The following is a 16648-nucleotide window of genomic DNA, read 5'->3' as shown; positions in this document are numbered from 1 at the left end:
ACATTGGGGAGTGAGCACGCAACGACGAAGAGTCACCGGAAGGGGAAGCCGGTGACCGTCGAGTGCGGAAGGTTCAGGTGTGTCATGGCTGCAGCTGGCGAGAGGCCTCTGAACGAGGTTCAGTTCCTTACCGTGGCGGAAGTCGCCTCGGTGATGCGAGTGTCGAAGATGACCGTGTACCGGTTGGTGCACAGCGGTCATCTGCCCGCGATTCGGGTGGGGCGGTCCTTCCGTGTCCCCGAACAAGCGGTTCACGAGTACCTCCGCGAGAGCTATGTGGGGGTGGAGACAGCCTGACGGCGGTCGAGAGGGGGCGGATGGGGACCCTCAGGGCTTCACCGGGTCCCCCCTGATCTCGTCTGATCACCTCGATTGCCCTCGATTACGACCTCAGCGCTCGGACGGGTAGGCTGGCCCCTTGTAGGTCGTATGGGCCCATGGCGCCCAACGCCGAGTGATGAGAAGTGAGCGAGGGTAGTCGTGGGCTCTGTTATCAAGAAGCGGCGCAAGCGGATGGCCAAGAAGAAGCACCGCAAGCTGCTGAAGCGCACGCGTGTTCAGCGTCGCAACAAGAAGTAGGTAGTCGGTCCGGTCGCGAGATCGGGACCGCTACCGCTCGTCGACGCCGCTGAAACGCGAGCGAGAGCGAGTGTGAAGGCTGTGGCCCCCCACCGGTATCGGTGGGGGGCCACGGTCGTGTTGACCCGTATGCGTGCGTCCTCGTGACGTCGCGCATCGGGCGGTCATCACAGCGCAACAACAACCCGCTAGGTTGGGCTCCACACACGGGGAACACGAAGCGAACGCGGACGGGAACGTTGCTGGAAGGAAGGCGCTGATCTTGGGCAAGGTCGTGCTCGTGACCGGAGTGGCCCGTCAGCTGGGGGGCCGGTTCGTCCGACGGATCCAGCGTGACCCCCAGGTGGACCGGGTCATCGGCGTGGACGCGGTTCCCCCCGAGCACCATCTGGGCGGCGCCGAGTTCGTCCAGGCCGACATCCGGCAGCCCACCATCGCGCGGGTGCTCGCCGAGACGAACGCCGACACGGTCGTCCACCTGGACGTGACGGGCATCGCGCTGGGCAGTGGCAGCCGGGCCATGGTCAAGGAGACCAACGTCATCGGCACCATGCAGTTGCTGGGTGCCTGTCAGAAGTCGCCCGGGGTGAAGCGGCTGGTCGTGAAGTCCAGTACGAACGTGTACGGGTCCGCGCCCCGTGATCCGGCGGTCTTCACCGAGAACACCCCGCCCAAGTCGCTGCCCAGCGGCGGCTTCGCGAAGGACGCCGTGGAGGTCGAGGGGTATGTGCGCGGGTTCGCCCGGCGGCGGCCCGACGTCGCGGTGGCGGTGCTGCGCTTCGCCAACATCCTGGGGCCGACCGCGGACTCGCCGCTCGCCCAGTACTTCGCGATGCCGGTCCTGCCGACCGTGTTCGGCTACGACCCGCGGCTCCAGTTCGTGCACGAGGACGACGTGATCGAGGTCCTGCGCATCGCCTCGCACGAGCCGGAACGCGGAACGCTCAACAGCGGCACGTTCAACATCGCCGGCGACGGAGTCCTGCTGCTCTCGCAGTGCTCCCGGCGGCTCGGCCGTCCCACCGTGCCTTTGCTGCTGCCCGCGGTCAACTGGGCCGGCTCGCTGGTGCGTACGCTGGGTGTGACGGACTTCTCGCCCGAGCAGATCCGGCTGCTCACGCACGGCCGGGTCGTGGCGACGAACCAGATGCGCGAGACGCTGGGCTACCGGCCGAAGTTCACGACCGCCGGGACGTTCGAGGACTTCGCGCGTGTCCGTGGTCCGGGTCTGCTGCCGCCGGAGGCCCTCGCGGGGGTCGTCGACCGGATCGCAGCGCTGCCGTTCGTCCCCTTCGCGGGTGGCGGCCGTACCCCGGCCACCTGACGGAGACAGCCCACCGACGCAGAGCGCCAACCGAGGAGCGCATCAACGATGGCGGATGCCAAGGTCATTCCGTTCGACGACGACAGGTCCCGCGCGGGCGCCGTCCCGCGGCCGTCGCGCCGCCGGAGCGGGGCGAGCGGCCGGCGCAAGGGCGAACCGGCGGTGGTTCGCGAGGTCCAGCCCCTGCCGGGACGAGGCCGTCCGCAGGATGATGGCCAGGTGACACGAGAGCAACAGCCGCCCCAGGAGTCCCAGGAGTCCCAGAAGGCGCAGGAGTCCCAGGACCAGTCGGGCCACCGGAACCCGTCGCCCGCCCCGGACGGCGGCGCTGACGGCGGCCTGGAGCGTCGGATCGCGGGCGGACTGTCCTTCCTGCGGCGCCGGCTCACCGGCGACTACGAGGTCGACGAGTTCGGCTACGACGCCGAACTCACCGACCAGGTCCTGATGTCGATGGTGCGCCCCCTGTACGAGAAGTACTTCCGGGTCGAGGTCAAGGGCATCGAGAACATCCCCGCCGAGGGTGGCGCCCTGATCGTCGCCAACCACTCCGGGACGCTGCCGCTGGACGGCCTGATGATGCAGGTCGGCGTGCACGACAACCACCCGGCGGGGCGCCATCTCCGGCTTCTCGCGGCGGACCTGGTCTTCATGCTCCCGGTGGTCAACGAACTGGCCCGCAAGGCCGGTCACACGCTGGCCTGCGCGGAGGACGCGGAACGGCTCCTGGAGCGCGGCGAACTGGTCGGCGTGATGCCGGAGGGCTTCAAGGGCATCGGCAAGCCGTTCAGCGAACGGTACAAGTTGCAGCGTTTCGGGCGCGGCGGCTTCGTGTCGACGGCACTGCGGCAGGGCGCGCCGATCATCCCGTGCTCGATCGTGGGGGCGGAGGAGATCTACCCGATGATCGGCAACGCGAAGACGCTGGCCAGGGTGCTCGGCTTCCCGTACTTCCCGATCACTCCGACGTTCCCGTGGCTGGGTCCGCTGGGCGCGGTCCCGCTCCCCACGAAGTGGACGATCCAGTTCGGCGAGCCGATCCGTACGGACGGCTATCCGCCGGAGGCGGCCGAGGACCCGATGCTGATGTTCAACCTGACGGACCAGGTCAGGGAGCAGATCCAGCACACCCTCTACAAGCTGCTGGTGCAGCGGCGGTCGGTCTTCTTCTGACGCCGGTTTCGCCTGACGCCGGTTCGCCCACGGACGTTGGCTGTACGTGTTCGGGGGCGCCCTTCCTGCGAAGGGCGCCCCCGAACGTCGTACGGCGGACCGCGCTAGCTCGCGTCCTCGCTGTCGATGCCCAGGCCGGGCAGCAGACCCGGGAGGAGCGGCGGGAGCGTGACGTCGGGCTCGGCGTCGGACGGGGTGGTCGTCGACGGGGACGCCGTGCCGTTCTCCTCGGGCGGGTCGAGGAGGCCGCCGGTGTTGCCGCCGAGCAGGCCGTCGCCGCCGGTGCCGGACGCGGACGGCTTGGGCTTGCCGCTGCTGGACTCGCGGCCGTCGGTGGAGTTGCCGCCGGTGTTGCTGGGGGCGGCCGACCGGTCGGAACCGGAAGAGCTGGTGCTCGACCCCGGTCCGGAGCCCTGCCGTTGGTTTCCGCCGCCACCGCCGCTTCCGCCACTCCTGGAGGGGGGCTTGGGAAGCAGCGACTGGAGGGGGGCGACCTCTTGGTCTATGGCGTCGAAGACCGACGACACATCCTGGCTCACGTCCCCGAGCTGCACGGGGAGCCGGTCGCGCAGGGCGCCCCACGCCTCGCGGTGGGAGCGGGAGAAGGCGTCCAGGGCCTGGATGGGGCCCAGGGAGTCGGGGTCGTGCTGATATGCCTCGTGCAGCAGGCGGTGGCCCTCCGACACGTCGTGCCGCATACCGGAGAGGGCGCGGCGGATCTCGCCGAGCGACTCGTGGTCGAGCTGGCCGGCGCGGTCGCGCTCCATCAGCCGACGCGCCTCGTTGAGCCTGGTCGAGGCCTGGTCGAGGTAGACCTGGCCGCGTTCGCCGGCACCCTCGGTCAGGTAGTTGAGCTTGATGTCCTCGATGCCGCGCTTGAGGCCGTACAGCGAGTCACCCGGCAGGGCGTCGGAACTGGCAGCGGCGACGCCGCCGAAGGCTCCCGCGGCCACACCCACGCTGAGTCCGCCTGCGGCGAGACCCTTCGTCAGCCGGGTACGTGGTCGCAACTTCCCCAGCCCGCTCGCCCGGTGAGCACCTCCCTTGGTCCGGGAGCGCTGCTCGGGCACCAAAGGGTCCGTCGCCCGGCCTCCCGGTACCGTGCCGTCCCGCAGCATGGCCTCCATCGCGGCCACCAGCTGGGCCCGGTGGACGACCTTGACCGCGGGGTCGAGCACCGGTTTGGGCAGCTCGCCGAGACCGGTCGCGAGGGCCACCAGTCGGCTCGGTTCGGTCTGTTCCGCCCGGTGGTCCGCCTGGTGGTCCGCCCGTTCCGCGGGAGCCGGGGCCGGATCCGGTGCAGCGTCCGGTGCCGGTCCTTCGGGCTGCTCGGCCGCCGAGTCCCGGTCGGACAACTGCTCCAAGGCCTGGGCGAAGGCGTTCGCCCGCCGGTGTGCCGAAACGTTCGCGATCACTGGCGGCACCTCCTCTCGTCATGACGGTCGGCTCCCCAGGGGGTCCTGAGGGTTGCACATCCCTGACCGCATCAACTCGATCGGGTGATCGAAGACGGTCGGGGAGTGACCACAGGGAGCCTGTATCCCGCACAACGAGTGGCGCGGCACTTGGGTTACGGACGGCGGATGACCGGACCGCGAACTCAACGGACTTTCACGGAAGGTGAGTTGGCAGTCGCTGAGTGTGCGGTCCCCGGACAGGCGAAAGCGGGGCGAGTCCGCCGGGCGGGGCGGGGCGTGCCCGGTGATCTGCGGGTGCGGGGGCGGGTGCGGTGCGGGGGTGTCCTGGCGGAGGCGTGCGCGGAGTACCTCTTACGGTGCTCAGCGCGCGTCTTCCGGGAGGAGCCGGGCGAGCGTGCGGACGGCGCGGTACTGGAGGGTCTTGATGGCGCCCTCGTTCTTGCCCATCACGCGCGCGGTCTCGGCGACGGACAGCCCGTTGAGGAAGCGCAGGGTCACGCACTCCTGTTGCTGGGGGTTGAGGCGCTTGACGGCGTCGAGGAGAGCGGCGTTCGAGAGGGACTCCAGGACGGAGTCCTCCGGTGAGCGCTCGACCTCGTTGGCGTCCAGCATCTCGCCGGTGGTCACTTCGAGCCGGAAACGGCTGGACTTGAAGTGGTCGGCGACGAGGTTGCGGGCGATGGTGACCAGCCAGGCGCCGAAGTCGCGGCCCTGCCAGGTGAAGGTCCCGATGCGGCGCAGGGCGCGCAGGAACGTCTCGCTCGTCAGGTCCTCGGCGGTGGCCTTTCCGCCCACCCGGTAGTAGATGTACCGGTACACAGTGTCGCTGTACTGGTCGTAAAGGCGGCCGAAAGCGTCGGCCTCGCCGGCCTGGGCACGCTCGACAAGGTCCATCATGCGGGCGCTGTCACTGTCCGCCGCAGGGCGGCGAGTGGTGGCGGCGCCGGTGGCACGACCTCGTCTGCCGACCGCGGCGGTGCCGTCGGCCAGCGCGTAGCACGGGCCGAGTGGTGCGGCGGTGGCGAATGCGGGGACGGCGTACGCGGTGGGGACGAAGCCGCGCAACAGGTCTAGGACCGTTGCGCGCAGCGTAGCCAGGCCCGAGGCGTCAACCCCGACGTGTGGGTACACGGGACTCCCAGAGGCAGAGCTTCCATCACGTGCAGTGCGGGACCTTTCACCCGTCGTAGCGACGGAGGGGTACCGGTTTGCGTCTGAGGAGAATAACGCTTCGTACAGGTGCTGCTACACCCGGTTGCTCAAATCATCGATTACGTCGCTTCTGTTACCTATTGGCGCCCGTTCAAGTGCCGCAGTGTGACAGGTTGTTGATCGATTTAGGTCGGGTTGAGCTTCGCTCGGGGCGTGTTGTGGCTGTGTACGGCCAACGGGACTGGTGGAGGGGTTACGGGGGATCGGGGGGCGAACGGATTTTTCTTCGCCCCCGCCGCCCCTACCCGTCCCATCCTGTCCCCGGGGGCTGCGCCCCCAGACCCCCCTGCCGGCCCTGAAGGGGCCTTGTCCTCAAACGCCGGACGGGCTGGAGGGGTGGGTCTGCGTCCTCAAACGCCGGACGGGCTGAGAGTGGGGGTGCGGGCCTGCGCTGAACCGTTACCGGTGGTGCAGGGTGTCCTGCGGTGCTGGACGGGGGTCGGGCAGGCCCGGGCGGGGTGCCGTGTGCCGTCGTGGCGGTCGAACGCGGAGATCAGGTCCGGGTTGGGTTCGATGGCGATCGCACGGCCGGCGGACGGCCGGCGAGTTTGCACGAGTGGTCGCCGGGGGCGGCGCCCCCCCGCTGCTTCGGGTGGGTCAGCGGCGGCGGCGGTGGAGGGCGATGGCTGCTGCTGTGCCGCCGGCCACCGCTCCTACGCCGGCTGCCGCCGGGATGCCGACCTTCGCCGCCTTGCGGCCGGTGCGGTAGTCCCGTAGGCGCCAGTCCAGGCGGCGGGCGTGCTTGCGGAGCTTGGTGTCCGGGTTGATCGCGTAGGGGTGGCCCACCAGGGAGAGCATGGGGATGTCGTTGTGCGAGTCGCTGTAGGCCGCGCAGCGGGTGAGGTCCAGGTCCTCCGCCGTCGCCAGGGCGCGTACCGCCTCCGCCTTGGCCGGGCCGTGCAGGGGTTCGCCCACCAGCTTGCCCGTGTACACGCCGTCCACCGACTCCGCGACCGTGCCCAGGGCGCCCGTGAGGCCGAGGCGGCGGGCGATGACCGTGGCGATCTCCACCGGGGCGGCCGTCACCAGCCACACCTTCTGGCCGGCGTCCAGGTGCGCCTGGGCCAGTGCGCGGGTGCCCGGCCAGATGCGTTCGGCCATGTACTCGTCGTAGATCTCCTCGCCGATCGACATCAGCTCGGAGACGCGATGGCCCTTGACGATGGAGAGGGCGGAGTCCCGCGCGTCCTGCATGTGCTCGGGGTCCTCGATGCCGGCCAGCCTGAACCACGCCTGCTGCCAGGCGAATCGGTAGAGGTCGCGGGTCTCGAAGAACTTCCTCTTGTACAGGCCCCGGCCGAAGTGGAAGATCGCGGCGCCCTGCATGACGGTGTTGTCGAGATCGAAGAACGCGGCGGCGCGCACGTCCCCGAGGACGGGGAACGCCGGTTCCGCCGGTTCCTCCTCGGTGCCCGTCAGATCCGGCGCATGCGCCAGTTCCTCCAGCTCCTGGGAGGATTTGCGCGCTGCCTCCGCCGAGGCCTCGCCTGCCAACACGCTCCGCGCCGTGGCGGAGCGCCTACGGGGAGTGAGCCATCCGAGAGCGGCCATGGCGTGAGCATAGCCAGTTTGTTCGGTGCTTCCGGAGTCGAGAGGTTTGGAGGTTGTGAACTCTCCGCGACCGCGCAGTTAAACAACTGTCGTCAGGCCGTCGTTGGGCGGCGCGTCGCTCTCCCTCGCGCGCGGGACAATGGGCGTATGAGTCCCCTCTTTCGGCGCGTCGACCGTCGTACGCCACAGTCCCGGGTCGTCACTCTCATCCGGAAGCCCGGTTGTCATTTGTGTGATGACGCACAGGGGGTTGTCGAGAAGGTGTGTGCCGATATTGGGGTTTCCTGGGAGCAGAAGGACATCACTGAGGACGAGGAACTCCATCGTGAGTACTGGGAGCAGATCCCTGTAGTGCTCATCGACGGCGCCCAGCACACGTTCTGGCGTGTCAGCGAAGAACGTCTTCGCAAAGCCCTCACATAGATTCCCGGTCGATTAACCAGTGGTCGAGTTCTGACCAACTACTGACCGGGCAGTCCAGGTGGTCCGGAAAGTCGCTTAGGATCGAGGGCGGTTCAGATCTCGGGGGCGGGATTCATGAGGAGTGTGTGAGGTTTTGCCCCCGAACGGTGCCTGTGACGGCGAGGGAAGACGGTGGTTGTGCGCCGTTTCCCCACGCGTGCGCCGGGGGTGCGTGACCCCGGTCACGTTGGGTGGGCAAATCGGACACCATCTTTGTGCACGCGTTCACAAAGACATAGCCTGCACTCGACGGGGCGGTCCAGGAACATGTGACCGCCTGCAGCCCCGCGCTACCCGCAGGAGCACCGTGGCAACTGGCCGAACTCACCGAACGGCGACCCGCAGCCGAGGGATTCCCGAGGCCACAGTCGCCAGGCTTCCGCTGTACCTCCGTGCGCTGACCGGACTGTCGGAGCGCTCGGTCCCCACGGTCTCGTCCGAGGAACTGGCCGCCGCCGCGGGGGTCAACTCCGCGAAGCTGCGCAAGGACTTCTCTTACCTGGGCTCTTACGGAACGCGTGGGGTCGGCTACGACGTCGAGTATCTCGTCTATCAGATCTCGCGTGAGCTGGGGCTGACCCAGGACTGGCCGGTAGTGATCGTCGGCATCGGAAATCTCGGCGCCGCCCTCGCGAACTACGGCGGCTTCGCCTCCCGTGGATTCCGGGTGGCCGCCCTCATCGACGCCGATCCCGCGATGGCGGGAAAGCCCGTCGCCGGTATTCCGGTGCAGCACTCGGATGATCTGGAAAGGATCATCGCGGACAACGGTGTGTCCATTGGCGTTATCGCCACCCCCGCCGGTGCCGCGCAGCCCGTGTGCGACCGGCTCGTCGCCGCCGGTGTGACCTCCATTCTCAACTTCGCGCCCACCGTGCTGACCGTCCCGGACGGCGTCGACGTGCGCAAGGTCGATCTCAGCATCGAGCTGCAGATCCTCGCGTTCCACGAGCAGCGCAAGGCGGGCGAGGAAGCCGACGCGGCAGCTGCCGCCGCCGACGCTGTCGCAGCGGCCGACGCCGTCGCGGCGGTCGCCGCCAAGGGGCGGGGCCGCAGTGCCGGCAGCGGTGACAACGGTGGTAGCGGTAGTGGTGGCGGTCGTGGCAATGGGCCTGACGGGGATGTTCCCGCCGTGATGCCGGCATGAGTCTCCTTGTCGTCGGGCTGAGCCACCGCAGTGCTCCCGTGAGTGTTCTCGAGCGGGCCGCGCTGTCGCAGGACGCGCAGATCAAGTTGCTTCAGGACACCGTCGCCGCGGAGCCGGCCGCCGAGGCCGTGGTCCTCGCCACCTGCAACCGCATCGAGCTGTACGCGGACGTGGACAAGTTCCACGCGGGTGTCGCCGAGCTGTCCACGCTGCTCGCCCAGCACAGCGGGGTGGGCCTGGACGAACTCACTCCGTATCTGTACGTGCACTACGAGGACCGGGCTGTCCATCACCTGTTCTCCGTCGCCTGTGGGCTCGACTCCATGGTCGTCGGCGAGGGACAGGTCCTCGGGCAGATCAAGGACTCGCTCGCTCTCGCGCAGGACGTCCACTCCGCCGGCCGGCTGACGAACGACCTGTTCCAGCAGGCGCTGCGGGTCGGCAAGCGCGCCCACTCCGAGACCGGCATCGACCGGGCCGGGCAGTCACTGGTCACCTTCGGGCTCCAGCAGCTGGCGGGGGGCAAGGGCGGCGGGGCTTCGGTGGAATCCTGGGCCGTGGGCAAGAAGGCCCTGGTCATCGGTGCCGGGTCCATGTCCTCCTTGGCCGCCGCCACGCTCGCGCGGCTCGGGGTCGCCGAGATCGTCGTCGCCAACCGCACGCCCGACCGTGCCGAGCGGCTCGCGCAGATCATCAACGAGAACCGCGAGAACAACCAGTACGCGGGTGTCGCGGGTGTCGCGGGTTACGACGGTCCTGGTGGTGCCGGGGGTGCGGGCGCCTCCGTGTCCGCCCGCGCGGTTCCGATGGAATCGGTGCCCTTCGAGCTGACACGTGCCGATATAGCCGTTTCCTGTACCGGCGCGACCGGGCTCGTCCTCACCGCCGAGGCCATCGCCGCGGCCGTCGAGGGCCGGGTCCCGGGGGACGAGGCCGGGCTGTCCCCTCGTACGACCGCGACGGGTGACGTACGCGGAGTCCTGCCGCCCACCAGCATCGGCACCGACGACGGCTGTCCGCTGGACCTGACCGCCGTACAGACCGGCCAGGCAGGGCAGGCCGGACAGGCTGTGCAGGAGTCGGCCGGGTTCTCGGTGATGGGCGAGGCCGCCGTCGCCGGGATGGACGCGGCGACGCTGGAGCAGCACGCGGCCTGGGTCGACAACGGAACCGTGGACCGACGGGACGCCGCGCGGCGTACGCCCGACGACGACCGTGAGCTGATCGCCGCGCTCGCCCTGACCGCGGCCGGCCTCGGGCGGATTCCCGAGCGGCGGCGCCCCGAGGCGGTGGCCGGTGTGGCGCGACCCCCGGCCGTGCTCTCGCTGCTCGACCTCGCGATGCCCCGGGATGTCGACGCCGCCGCGCACCGGCTGCCCGGAGTGCGGCTGGTGGACATCGAGACGCTGGCCGAAGCCTCCGCGGACGTCCCGATGGCGGCCGACGTGGACCAGGTCCGGCGGATCGTCGCCGACGAGGTCGCGGCCTTCGGCGCCGCGCTGCGGGCCGCCCACATCACCCCCACCGTCGTCGCGCTGCGCGCCATGGCCGCCGATGTCGTCGCCGGTGAGATCGCCCGGCTCGACGGACGGCTGCCCGGGCTCGACGAGAAGCACCGGGCCGAGATCACCCAGACCGTGCGGCGCGTGGTCGACAAACTGCTGCACGCGCCGACCGTACGGGTCAAGCAGCTCGCGGCCGAGCCCGGCGGCGCCGGGTACGCGGACGCGCTGCGCACCCTGTTCGACCTCGACCAGGAGACGGTCGCCTCCGTTTCCCGGGCCGACCGGGCCGACGAGAACACCGCGGCGAACGCCGAGAACCGAGGGCGAGCATGAGTGAGCCAGTACGAGGGCCGGCGCGAGGAGCGCTGAGACTTGGGACCCGGCGGAGTCAACTCGCCCTGGCCCAGTCCGGGCAGGTCGCCGACGCCGTGAGGCGGCTGACCGGGCGGCCCGTCGAGCTCGTCGAGATCACGACGTACGGCGACGTGTCCCGTGCGGACCTCGCCCAGATCGGCGGCACAGGTGTCTTCGTGACCGCCCTGCGCGAGGCGTTGCTGCGCGGGGAGGTCGACTTCGCGGTGCACTCGCTGAAGGACCTGCCGACCGCGCAGCCCGACGACCTGGTGCTCGCCGCGATACCGGAGCGCGAGGATCCTCGTGACGTCCTGGTGGCGCGCGGCGACCTGAAGTTCACCGACCTGCCGCCCGGCGCGCGGGTGGGGACGGGTTCGACCCGGCGTACGGCCCAGCTGAACGCGTACGCGCGTGCCCATGGGCTGAGCGTCGAGGTGGTGCCGGTCCGGGGGAACGTCGACACCCGGATCGGGTTCGTGCGCGGCGGTGAGCTGGACGCCGTTGTCCTGGCCGCGGCCGGGCTCAACCGCATCGGGCGCGCCGACGAAGTGACCGACTTCCTGTCGGTCGACATGGTTCTGCCTGCCCCTGGCCAAGGGGCCCTGGCGATCGAGTGCAGAGCGGGGAACACCTCCCACGACTCTGACCTGATCGCGGCACTCGGCGAGCTCGACGACCCGGACACCCGGGCCGCCGTGACCGCCGAACGGTCACTGCTCGCCGCCCTGGAGGCCGGTTGCAGCGCCCCTGTGGGTGCGCTGGCCGACCTTCTGGCCGACGGGCAGATTGTCAAGGAGATGCGCCTGCGCGGCGTCGTCGGCACGACCGACGGCTCGACGCTGGTGCAGCTGTCCACCACCGGTCCCGTGCCCGAGACGTACGACCAAGCAATGGCGCTCGGCCGTGAACTCGCAGCCGAGATGCTTGCCAAGGGCGCGGCCGGTCTGATGGGGGAGCGAGCACAGTGAGCCCCACCACCCTTCCCGCCGGTCCGGACCACGGGCACGTCACCTTTCTTGGTGCCGGACCCGGGGATCCGGGACTACTGACTCTGCGCGCCGTCGAGGCGCTGGCCAACGCGGACGTACTGGTCGCCGAGCACGAGGTGCTCGACGTCGTACGCACGCACGCCAGACAAGGCGTAGCCGAGCTCAACACCGAATTGGACGCGCCTATTGGCAGCACGTATCCAGGCACAGGCACGCCTCAACTAGCGGTTGTTGACGGCGCGTCAACAAGCGCTGGTGTACCCGCTGTGCGGGATGCCGCACATCTTGTCATGGAGGCCGCGAGGGGCGGCAGGCGGGTCGTGCGTGCGGTGTCCGGGGATCCCGGGCTCGACGCGTACGCCGCCGAGGAGATGCTGGCCTGCGCCCGCGCGGGCGTTCCCTTCGAGGTGGTCCCGGGTGTCGCGGCCGCCGTGGGTGTGCCCGCGTACGCGGGTGTGCCGCTGCGGGACGCGCAGGGCGCGGACGTCCGGTTCGTGGACGCCCGTACGGCCTCGGACCGGTGCTGGACCGAGGTCGGGGCGTCGGACGGGACCGTCGTCGTCTCGACGACCCTGGACTCGGTGGCCGCCGCCGCGGGCGAGCTGGTCGCGGCCGGGCGTAAGCCCGATACGCCGCTGACCGTGACGATCGCCGGGACCACGACGCGTCAGCGGACCTGGTCGGCGACGCTGGGGACCATCGCCCAGACGTTCAAGCAGGGCAAGGTGCTGCCGTCGCCCGACGGCGGCCGGCCGGTGATAGCCGTGGTCGGTGAGCGGTTCGCCGCCGCTCAGCGCGAGCAGTTGTCGTGGTTCGAGAGCAAGGCCCTGTTCGGGTGGCGGGTTCTGGTGCCGCGTACGAAGGAACAGTCGGCGGCGCTCTCCGACCAGCTGCGGTCCTACGGGGCCGTGCCGCACGAGGTGCCGACGATCGCCGTCGAGCCGCCTCGGACCCCGCAGCAGATGGAGCGGGCGGTCAAGGGGCTGGTCACGGGGCGGTACGAGTGGATCGCCTTCACGTCGGTCAACGCCGTCAAGGCCGTGCGGGAGAAGTTCGAGGAGTACGGGCTCGACGCTCGTGCCTTCGCCGGGATCAAGGTCGCGGCGGTCGGGGAGCAGACCGCCAAGGCGTTGGTCGCCTTCGGTGTGAAGCCTGATCTGGTGCCCAGCGGCGAGCAGTCGGCGGCCGGGTTGCTGGAGGACTGGCCGCTGTACGACCCGGTCTTCGACCCGATCGACCGGGTGTTCCTGCCTCGGGCCGACATCGCCACGGAGACGTTGGTCGCCGGGCTGATCGAGCTGGGTTGGGAGGTCGACGACGTCACGGCCTACCGGACGGTGCGGGCGTCGCCGCCGCCGCCGGAGACCCGGGAGGCGATCAAGGGGGGTGGCTTCGACGCCGTTCTCTTCACGTCGTCGTCCACTGTGCGGAACCTGGTGGGAATCGCGGGCAAGCCTCATAACGTGACGGTGATCGCGTGTATCGGGCCGGCCACGGCGAAGACCGCGGAGGAGCATGGGCTGCGGGTGGATGTGATGGCTCCGGAGCCGTCCGTGCTGAAGCTGGCGGAGGCGTTGGCGGACTTCGGGCTGCGGCGGAGGGCTTCCGCTGTGGAGTCGGGGGATCCGGTTACTCGGCCCAGTGAGCGGCGGCCGGGGGCGCGGCGGCGTCGTACGACGTAGGTGGGTTTGGGGTTGGGGCGCGGTGGGGGTGAGCGGTGGGTTTTTCGCCCCCGCCGCCCCTACCCGTCCCATCCCGTCCCTGGGGGCTGCGCCCCCAGACCCCCCTTCGCGCCGAAAGCGCTCGTCCTCAAACGCCGGTCCGGATACTCCAGACGTACCACTCTGTAGTGATCACAGGTTCCCTGCGGTGTGTCCGGCTGTCCGTGATGACGGACGAGACCACCAGTCCCGAGCGGTAGCGCGAAGCCGACGACATCGCAGCGGCAGCACTCGGAATCGGCTTCGGCGAGGGTGACGCACTGCGCGAAGCCGTCGACCTGGACGTGAGCGCGTCCGCGTTCGGTCCCTTCGACCGCCCGCAGTTCGGCGAGTGGCTCGCCCGTCCCGACGAGTACGACGCGCTGGTGTGGTGGTGCTTCGACCGTGCCCCCCGGTCTATGGTGCACATGCACGAGCTTGCCGCTTGGGCTCGCGGACACCGCAAGATGCTCGTCTTTGCCGAGGGCATCGGCGGGGGTCGGCTGGTGTTCGACTTCCGCAACCCGATGGACCCCATGAGCGAACTCATGATGCTCATGCTCGCTTTCGCGGCACAGGTCGAGTCGCAGAGCACCCGGGATCAGGTGAGCGGTGCACCGACAGCCATGCGCACCATGCAACTGCGGTGGGCCGGGGATGCCATCCCGTACGGCTACATGTCCATGCCGTCACGCAGATTGCCATCGGGCTCAACGAAGACAGCGTGCTGTCCTTGCGCGACCACCAAGCCCTGCGCAAGGACAGGCCGACTGGCGGCATGACCGGAAGCGGAGTCAAGGGACGCCCGGGACCGGCACGAACGTCACCGGTGGCAGGCAACCCACATCAAACGCATTCTTACTGGTGAAGAGGCGGTTCTCATCCTGCGCAATGCGGCGTGCGTGGGGCACCGGGTGACACCTGCCTCGCGCCCGGTACTGCCCCGGGTGCCACTGCGCAGTGGCTGCCGAGAAGGGGTGAAAACAGTGGGCTGCGACGTCGCTCTGTTGCTACGCTCGGACGCATGATCGCGCCTTCGCCTCAGCATCGGATGATGCCCCGTCAACGGGGCTGCTGAGAACGGACGCGTACCGAATCCGAGGCCCCGGGACGGGGCCTCGATTGTTGTGCGACCAGGCCTCGCTACCCGGTAGGAGGACCGATGACCGCACGACGCCGCTACATCACCACGACTATTCCGTACGTCAACGCTCGGCCACACCTGGGCTTCGCCCTGGAGCTCGTCCAAGCGGACACGTTGGCCCGTCACCACCGCCTACGGGGCGAGCAGGTCCGGCTGCTCAGCGGAACCGACGACAACTCTCTGAAGAACGTCCTGGCCGCCGAAGCGGCTGGTGTCGACGTGCAGTCGTTCGTCGACCGCAACGCCGACGCGTTCGCCGCATTGCGTGGTCCTCTGTCGCTCTCATTCGACGACTTCATCCGCACCAGCAGCGACCCGCGTCACCGCGTCGGAGTCGAACGACTGTGGCGCCAGTGCGTCGCGTCAGGCGACCTGTATCGCAAAGAGTATGAGGGCCTGTACTGCGTTGGCTGCGAACAGTTCTACACCCCTGACGAACTAGTCGATGGACGGTGTGGCGAGCACGGCACCGAACCTCAGCTGGTCGCGGAAGAGAACTGGTTCTTCCGGCTGTCCCGTTACGCAGACCGCCTCCATCAGCTGATCTCGAGAGGCGAACTGCGCATCGAGCCCACCGCTCGCCGCAATGAGGTCCTGGCCCTCATCGAAGGCGGCCTGCACGACTTCTCTGTCTCCCGCTCCCACAGTCGCGCCCGCGGCTGGGGCATCCCCGTGCCCGGCGACCCGAGCCAGGTCGTCTACGTGTGGTGGGACGCACTCGGCAACTACGTCACCAGCCTCGGATACGGCACCGATAACACCGCCTACGACCAGTGGTGGGCCACCAGCGAGCGCCGCGTCCACCTGGTCGGCAAGGGAGTGGTGCGCTTCCACGCCGTGTACTGGCCGGCCATGCTGCTGTCGGCCGGGCTCCCGCTGCCCACCGACATCCTGGTGCACGACTACCTCACCGTCGACGGCCGCAAGATCAGCAAGTCGGCCGGAACCACTGTCGACCCGGCTGCGCTGGCCGCGACCTATGGCACAGACGCGGTGCGCTGGTGGCTCCTACGCGATGTACCCCGGGTCGGGGACGCCGACTTCACTCCCGATCGCCTGACCGCCCGCGCAGATGCGGATTTCGCCGGAGGACTGGGCAACCTCGTCCACCGAGTCGTGACCATGGCTCACCGCTTTCGCGGCGGAATCGTCCCCGCCTCGGCGCCTGAGCATTCCAGTGGGCTGGCGCTGGTGGACGTTTACCGGAAGGCGCCTGGCCGCGTCGATGCCGCCTTGGCCAACTTCGACTTCCGGCGTGCCGCCCGCGCTGTCTGGGACATCGTGGAGGAAGCCAACCGATGCATTGACGCCACGAGGCCCTGGGAACTGGCTCGGGAAGAGCGAAAGGGCGACGGTGAAGCAGAGAAGCGGCTCGACACCGTCCTCGTCACACTGATCGCCGCATGTCGTGCGCTGGCCGATGAACTACGCCCTTTCATTCCAGATGCCGCGACGCGGATTACCGAACGGCTAACACCGGTCGAGGGGCGTCTGCCCACAGCAGAGCCGCTTTTCCCTCGTCTTCAGGAGGACACGCAGCCAGCATGAGGTCCGGTGCTCCATGAACCGGTCGCCGCCCGCAATACGGCCTTGTTCGGCATGGACGGGGCGCTACCACCGCTCCTCGTCGGCGACCTCTTCGGCATCCACAGGAGCACCGCAACTCAGGGCGGCGCCGGCCCAGGAAAGCAGGGCTGGCCATCTCGCGTCGCACGGCATTGTGAGTGCAACCCCGGTTCCGCAAGATCTGCCGCTTCAGAAGGCACCTTCGTGGAGCAGGGTGATGCGCGTGACCCGGGAAGAGTGACCAGATCCGCTGAGCGACGGCGAGAATCACGGCTCCGCTCGTCGGACTGCCCCGTCTGTGCGTACGTCCCCGGGGCGCATGGGCGGGGCTCCCGCCCGTCCTGGTGTCAGCTTCGCTGCTGCGGTCCCGTACCTACGTCCCTCGCCCCGTGACCACTTCACGGAACTGGGGGCAACGGCATGAATCCCGAGGAACTGTTCCCGGAAGTCCCGCCCGTCCCGATTGCCGTCTGCCGTTACTGACAGACGCGAAGAGCCCGGTCGGCCATGTGCCGGGCGGGGCA

At 69.3% G+C, this 16648-nt stretch carries 14 protein-coding genes; 11 read left to right on the top strand and 3 right to left on the bottom strand.

Going from position 1 to position 16648, the window contains the following annotated elements; all coding sequences use genetic code 11:
- Positions 1 to 84 precede the first annotated feature (84 nt).
- The 4 genes from QA861_RS43565 to QA861_RS43550 all read left to right on the top strand — a co-directional run bounded on the left by QA861_RS43565 (position 85) and on the right by QA861_RS43550 (position 3076).
- On the top strand, positions 85 to 297 hold the full coding sequence (locus QA861_RS43565) for a helix-turn-helix domain-containing protein (protein WP_004984898.1): 213 nt from the start codon (positions 85 to 87) through the stop codon (positions 295 to 297).
- A gap of 183 nt (positions 298 to 480) precedes the next feature.
- Positions 481 to 579, top strand: coding sequence for a 30S ribosomal protein bS22 (locus QA861_RS43560; RefSeq protein ID WP_003948845.1), 99 nt, complete (start codon positions 481 to 483; stop codon positions 577 to 579).
- 262 nt (positions 580 to 841) lie between these two features.
- Positions 842 to 1903, top strand: a complete 1062-nt coding sequence (locus tag QA861_RS43555; protein ID WP_334594487.1) for an NAD-dependent epimerase/dehydratase family protein — start codon at positions 842 to 844, stop codon at positions 1901 to 1903.
- A 48-nt stretch (positions 1904 to 1951) separates the two neighbouring features.
- Positions 1952 to 3076 carry a lysophospholipid acyltransferase family protein gene (locus tag QA861_RS43550; protein ID WP_334594486.1) on the top strand — a complete coding sequence of 375 codons (1125 nt, stop codon included), beginning with the start codon at positions 1952 to 1954 and terminating at the stop codon, positions 3074 to 3076.
- Between the two features lie 104 nt (positions 3077 to 3180).
- Here QA861_RS43550 and QA861_RS43545 read toward each other — a convergent pair whose 3' ends face one another.
- The 3 genes from QA861_RS43545 to QA861_RS43535 all read right to left on the bottom strand — a co-directional run bounded on the left by QA861_RS43545 (position 3181) and on the right by QA861_RS43535 (position 7257).
- A complete protein-coding gene (locus QA861_RS43545) occupies positions 3181 to 4491 on the bottom strand; it encodes a DUF5667 domain-containing protein (protein WP_334594485.1) in 1311 nt (436 codons plus the stop codon).
- A 363-nt stretch (positions 4492 to 4854) separates the two neighbouring features.
- Positions 4855 to 5625: an ECF subfamily RNA polymerase sigma factor, BldN family gene (locus QA861_RS43540; RefSeq protein WP_044472312.1), complete on the bottom strand. Its 771-nt coding sequence runs from the start codon at positions 5623 to 5625 to the stop codon at positions 4855 to 4857.
- A gap of 678 nt (positions 5626 to 6303) precedes the next feature.
- Positions 6304 to 7257, bottom strand: coding sequence for an HAD family hydrolase (locus QA861_RS43535; RefSeq protein ID WP_334594484.1), 954 nt, complete (start codon positions 7255 to 7257; stop codon positions 6304 to 6306).
- A 147-nt stretch (positions 7258 to 7404) separates the two neighbouring features.
- Here QA861_RS43535 and QA861_RS43530 point away from each other — a divergent pair, with 147 nt between their 5' ends.
- The 7 genes from QA861_RS43530 to QA861_RS43500 all read left to right on the top strand — a co-directional run bounded on the left by QA861_RS43530 (position 7405) and on the right by QA861_RS43500 (position 16106).
- Positions 7405 to 7680 carry a glutaredoxin family protein gene (locus QA861_RS43530; protein WP_334594483.1) on the top strand — a complete coding sequence of 92 codons (276 nt, stop codon included), beginning with the start codon at positions 7405 to 7407 and terminating at the stop codon, positions 7678 to 7680.
- A 346-nt stretch (positions 7681 to 8026) separates the two neighbouring features.
- Positions 8027 to 8866, top strand: coding sequence for a redox-sensing transcriptional repressor Rex (locus QA861_RS43525; RefSeq protein ID WP_334594482.1), 840 nt, complete (start codon positions 8027 to 8029; stop codon positions 8864 to 8866).
- Positions 8863 to 10704 (top strand): glutamyl-tRNA reductase, encoded by a 1842-nt coding sequence (locus tag QA861_RS43520; protein WP_334594481.1) that lies wholly within the window; start codon positions 8863 to 8865, stop codon positions 10702 to 10704. The genes QA861_RS43525 and QA861_RS43520 overlap by 4 nt, the downstream gene beginning before the upstream one ends.
- Complete coding sequence (gene hemC, locus QA861_RS43515; RefSeq protein WP_334594480.1) at positions 10701 to 11693, top strand: hydroxymethylbilane synthase; 993 nt, start codon at positions 10701 to 10703, stop codon at positions 11691 to 11693. The genes QA861_RS43520 and hemC overlap by 4 nt, the downstream gene beginning before the upstream one ends.
- The gene (locus tag QA861_RS43510) at positions 11690 to 13396 is read left to right on the top strand and encodes a bifunctional uroporphyrinogen-III C-methyltransferase/uroporphyrinogen-III synthase (protein WP_334594479.1); all 1707 of its coding nucleotides are present in this window, start codon (positions 11690 to 11692) and stop codon (positions 13394 to 13396) included. Before hemC ends, QA861_RS43510 begins: the two co-directional genes overlap by 4 nt.
- A 323-nt stretch (positions 13397 to 13719) precedes the next feature.
- Positions 13720 to 14196 carry a recombinase family protein gene (locus QA861_RS43505; RefSeq protein ID WP_334594478.1) on the top strand — a complete coding sequence of 159 codons (477 nt, stop codon included), beginning with the start codon at positions 13720 to 13722 and terminating at the stop codon, positions 14194 to 14196.
- A 380-nt stretch (positions 14197 to 14576) separates the two neighbouring features.
- Complete coding sequence (locus QA861_RS43500) at positions 14577 to 16106, top strand: methionine--tRNA ligase (protein ID WP_334594477.1); 1530 nt, start codon at positions 14577 to 14579, stop codon at positions 16104 to 16106.
- Positions 16107 to 16648: the final 542 nt, after the last annotated feature.

Source organism: Streptomyces sp. B21-083, from assembly GCF_036898825.1.
Lineage (GTDB): Bacteria > Actinomycetota > Actinomycetes > Streptomycetales > Streptomycetaceae > Streptomyces.
Note: the sequence above shows the minus strand (reverse complement) of the source record. Positions and strands in the feature narration are given on the sequence as shown.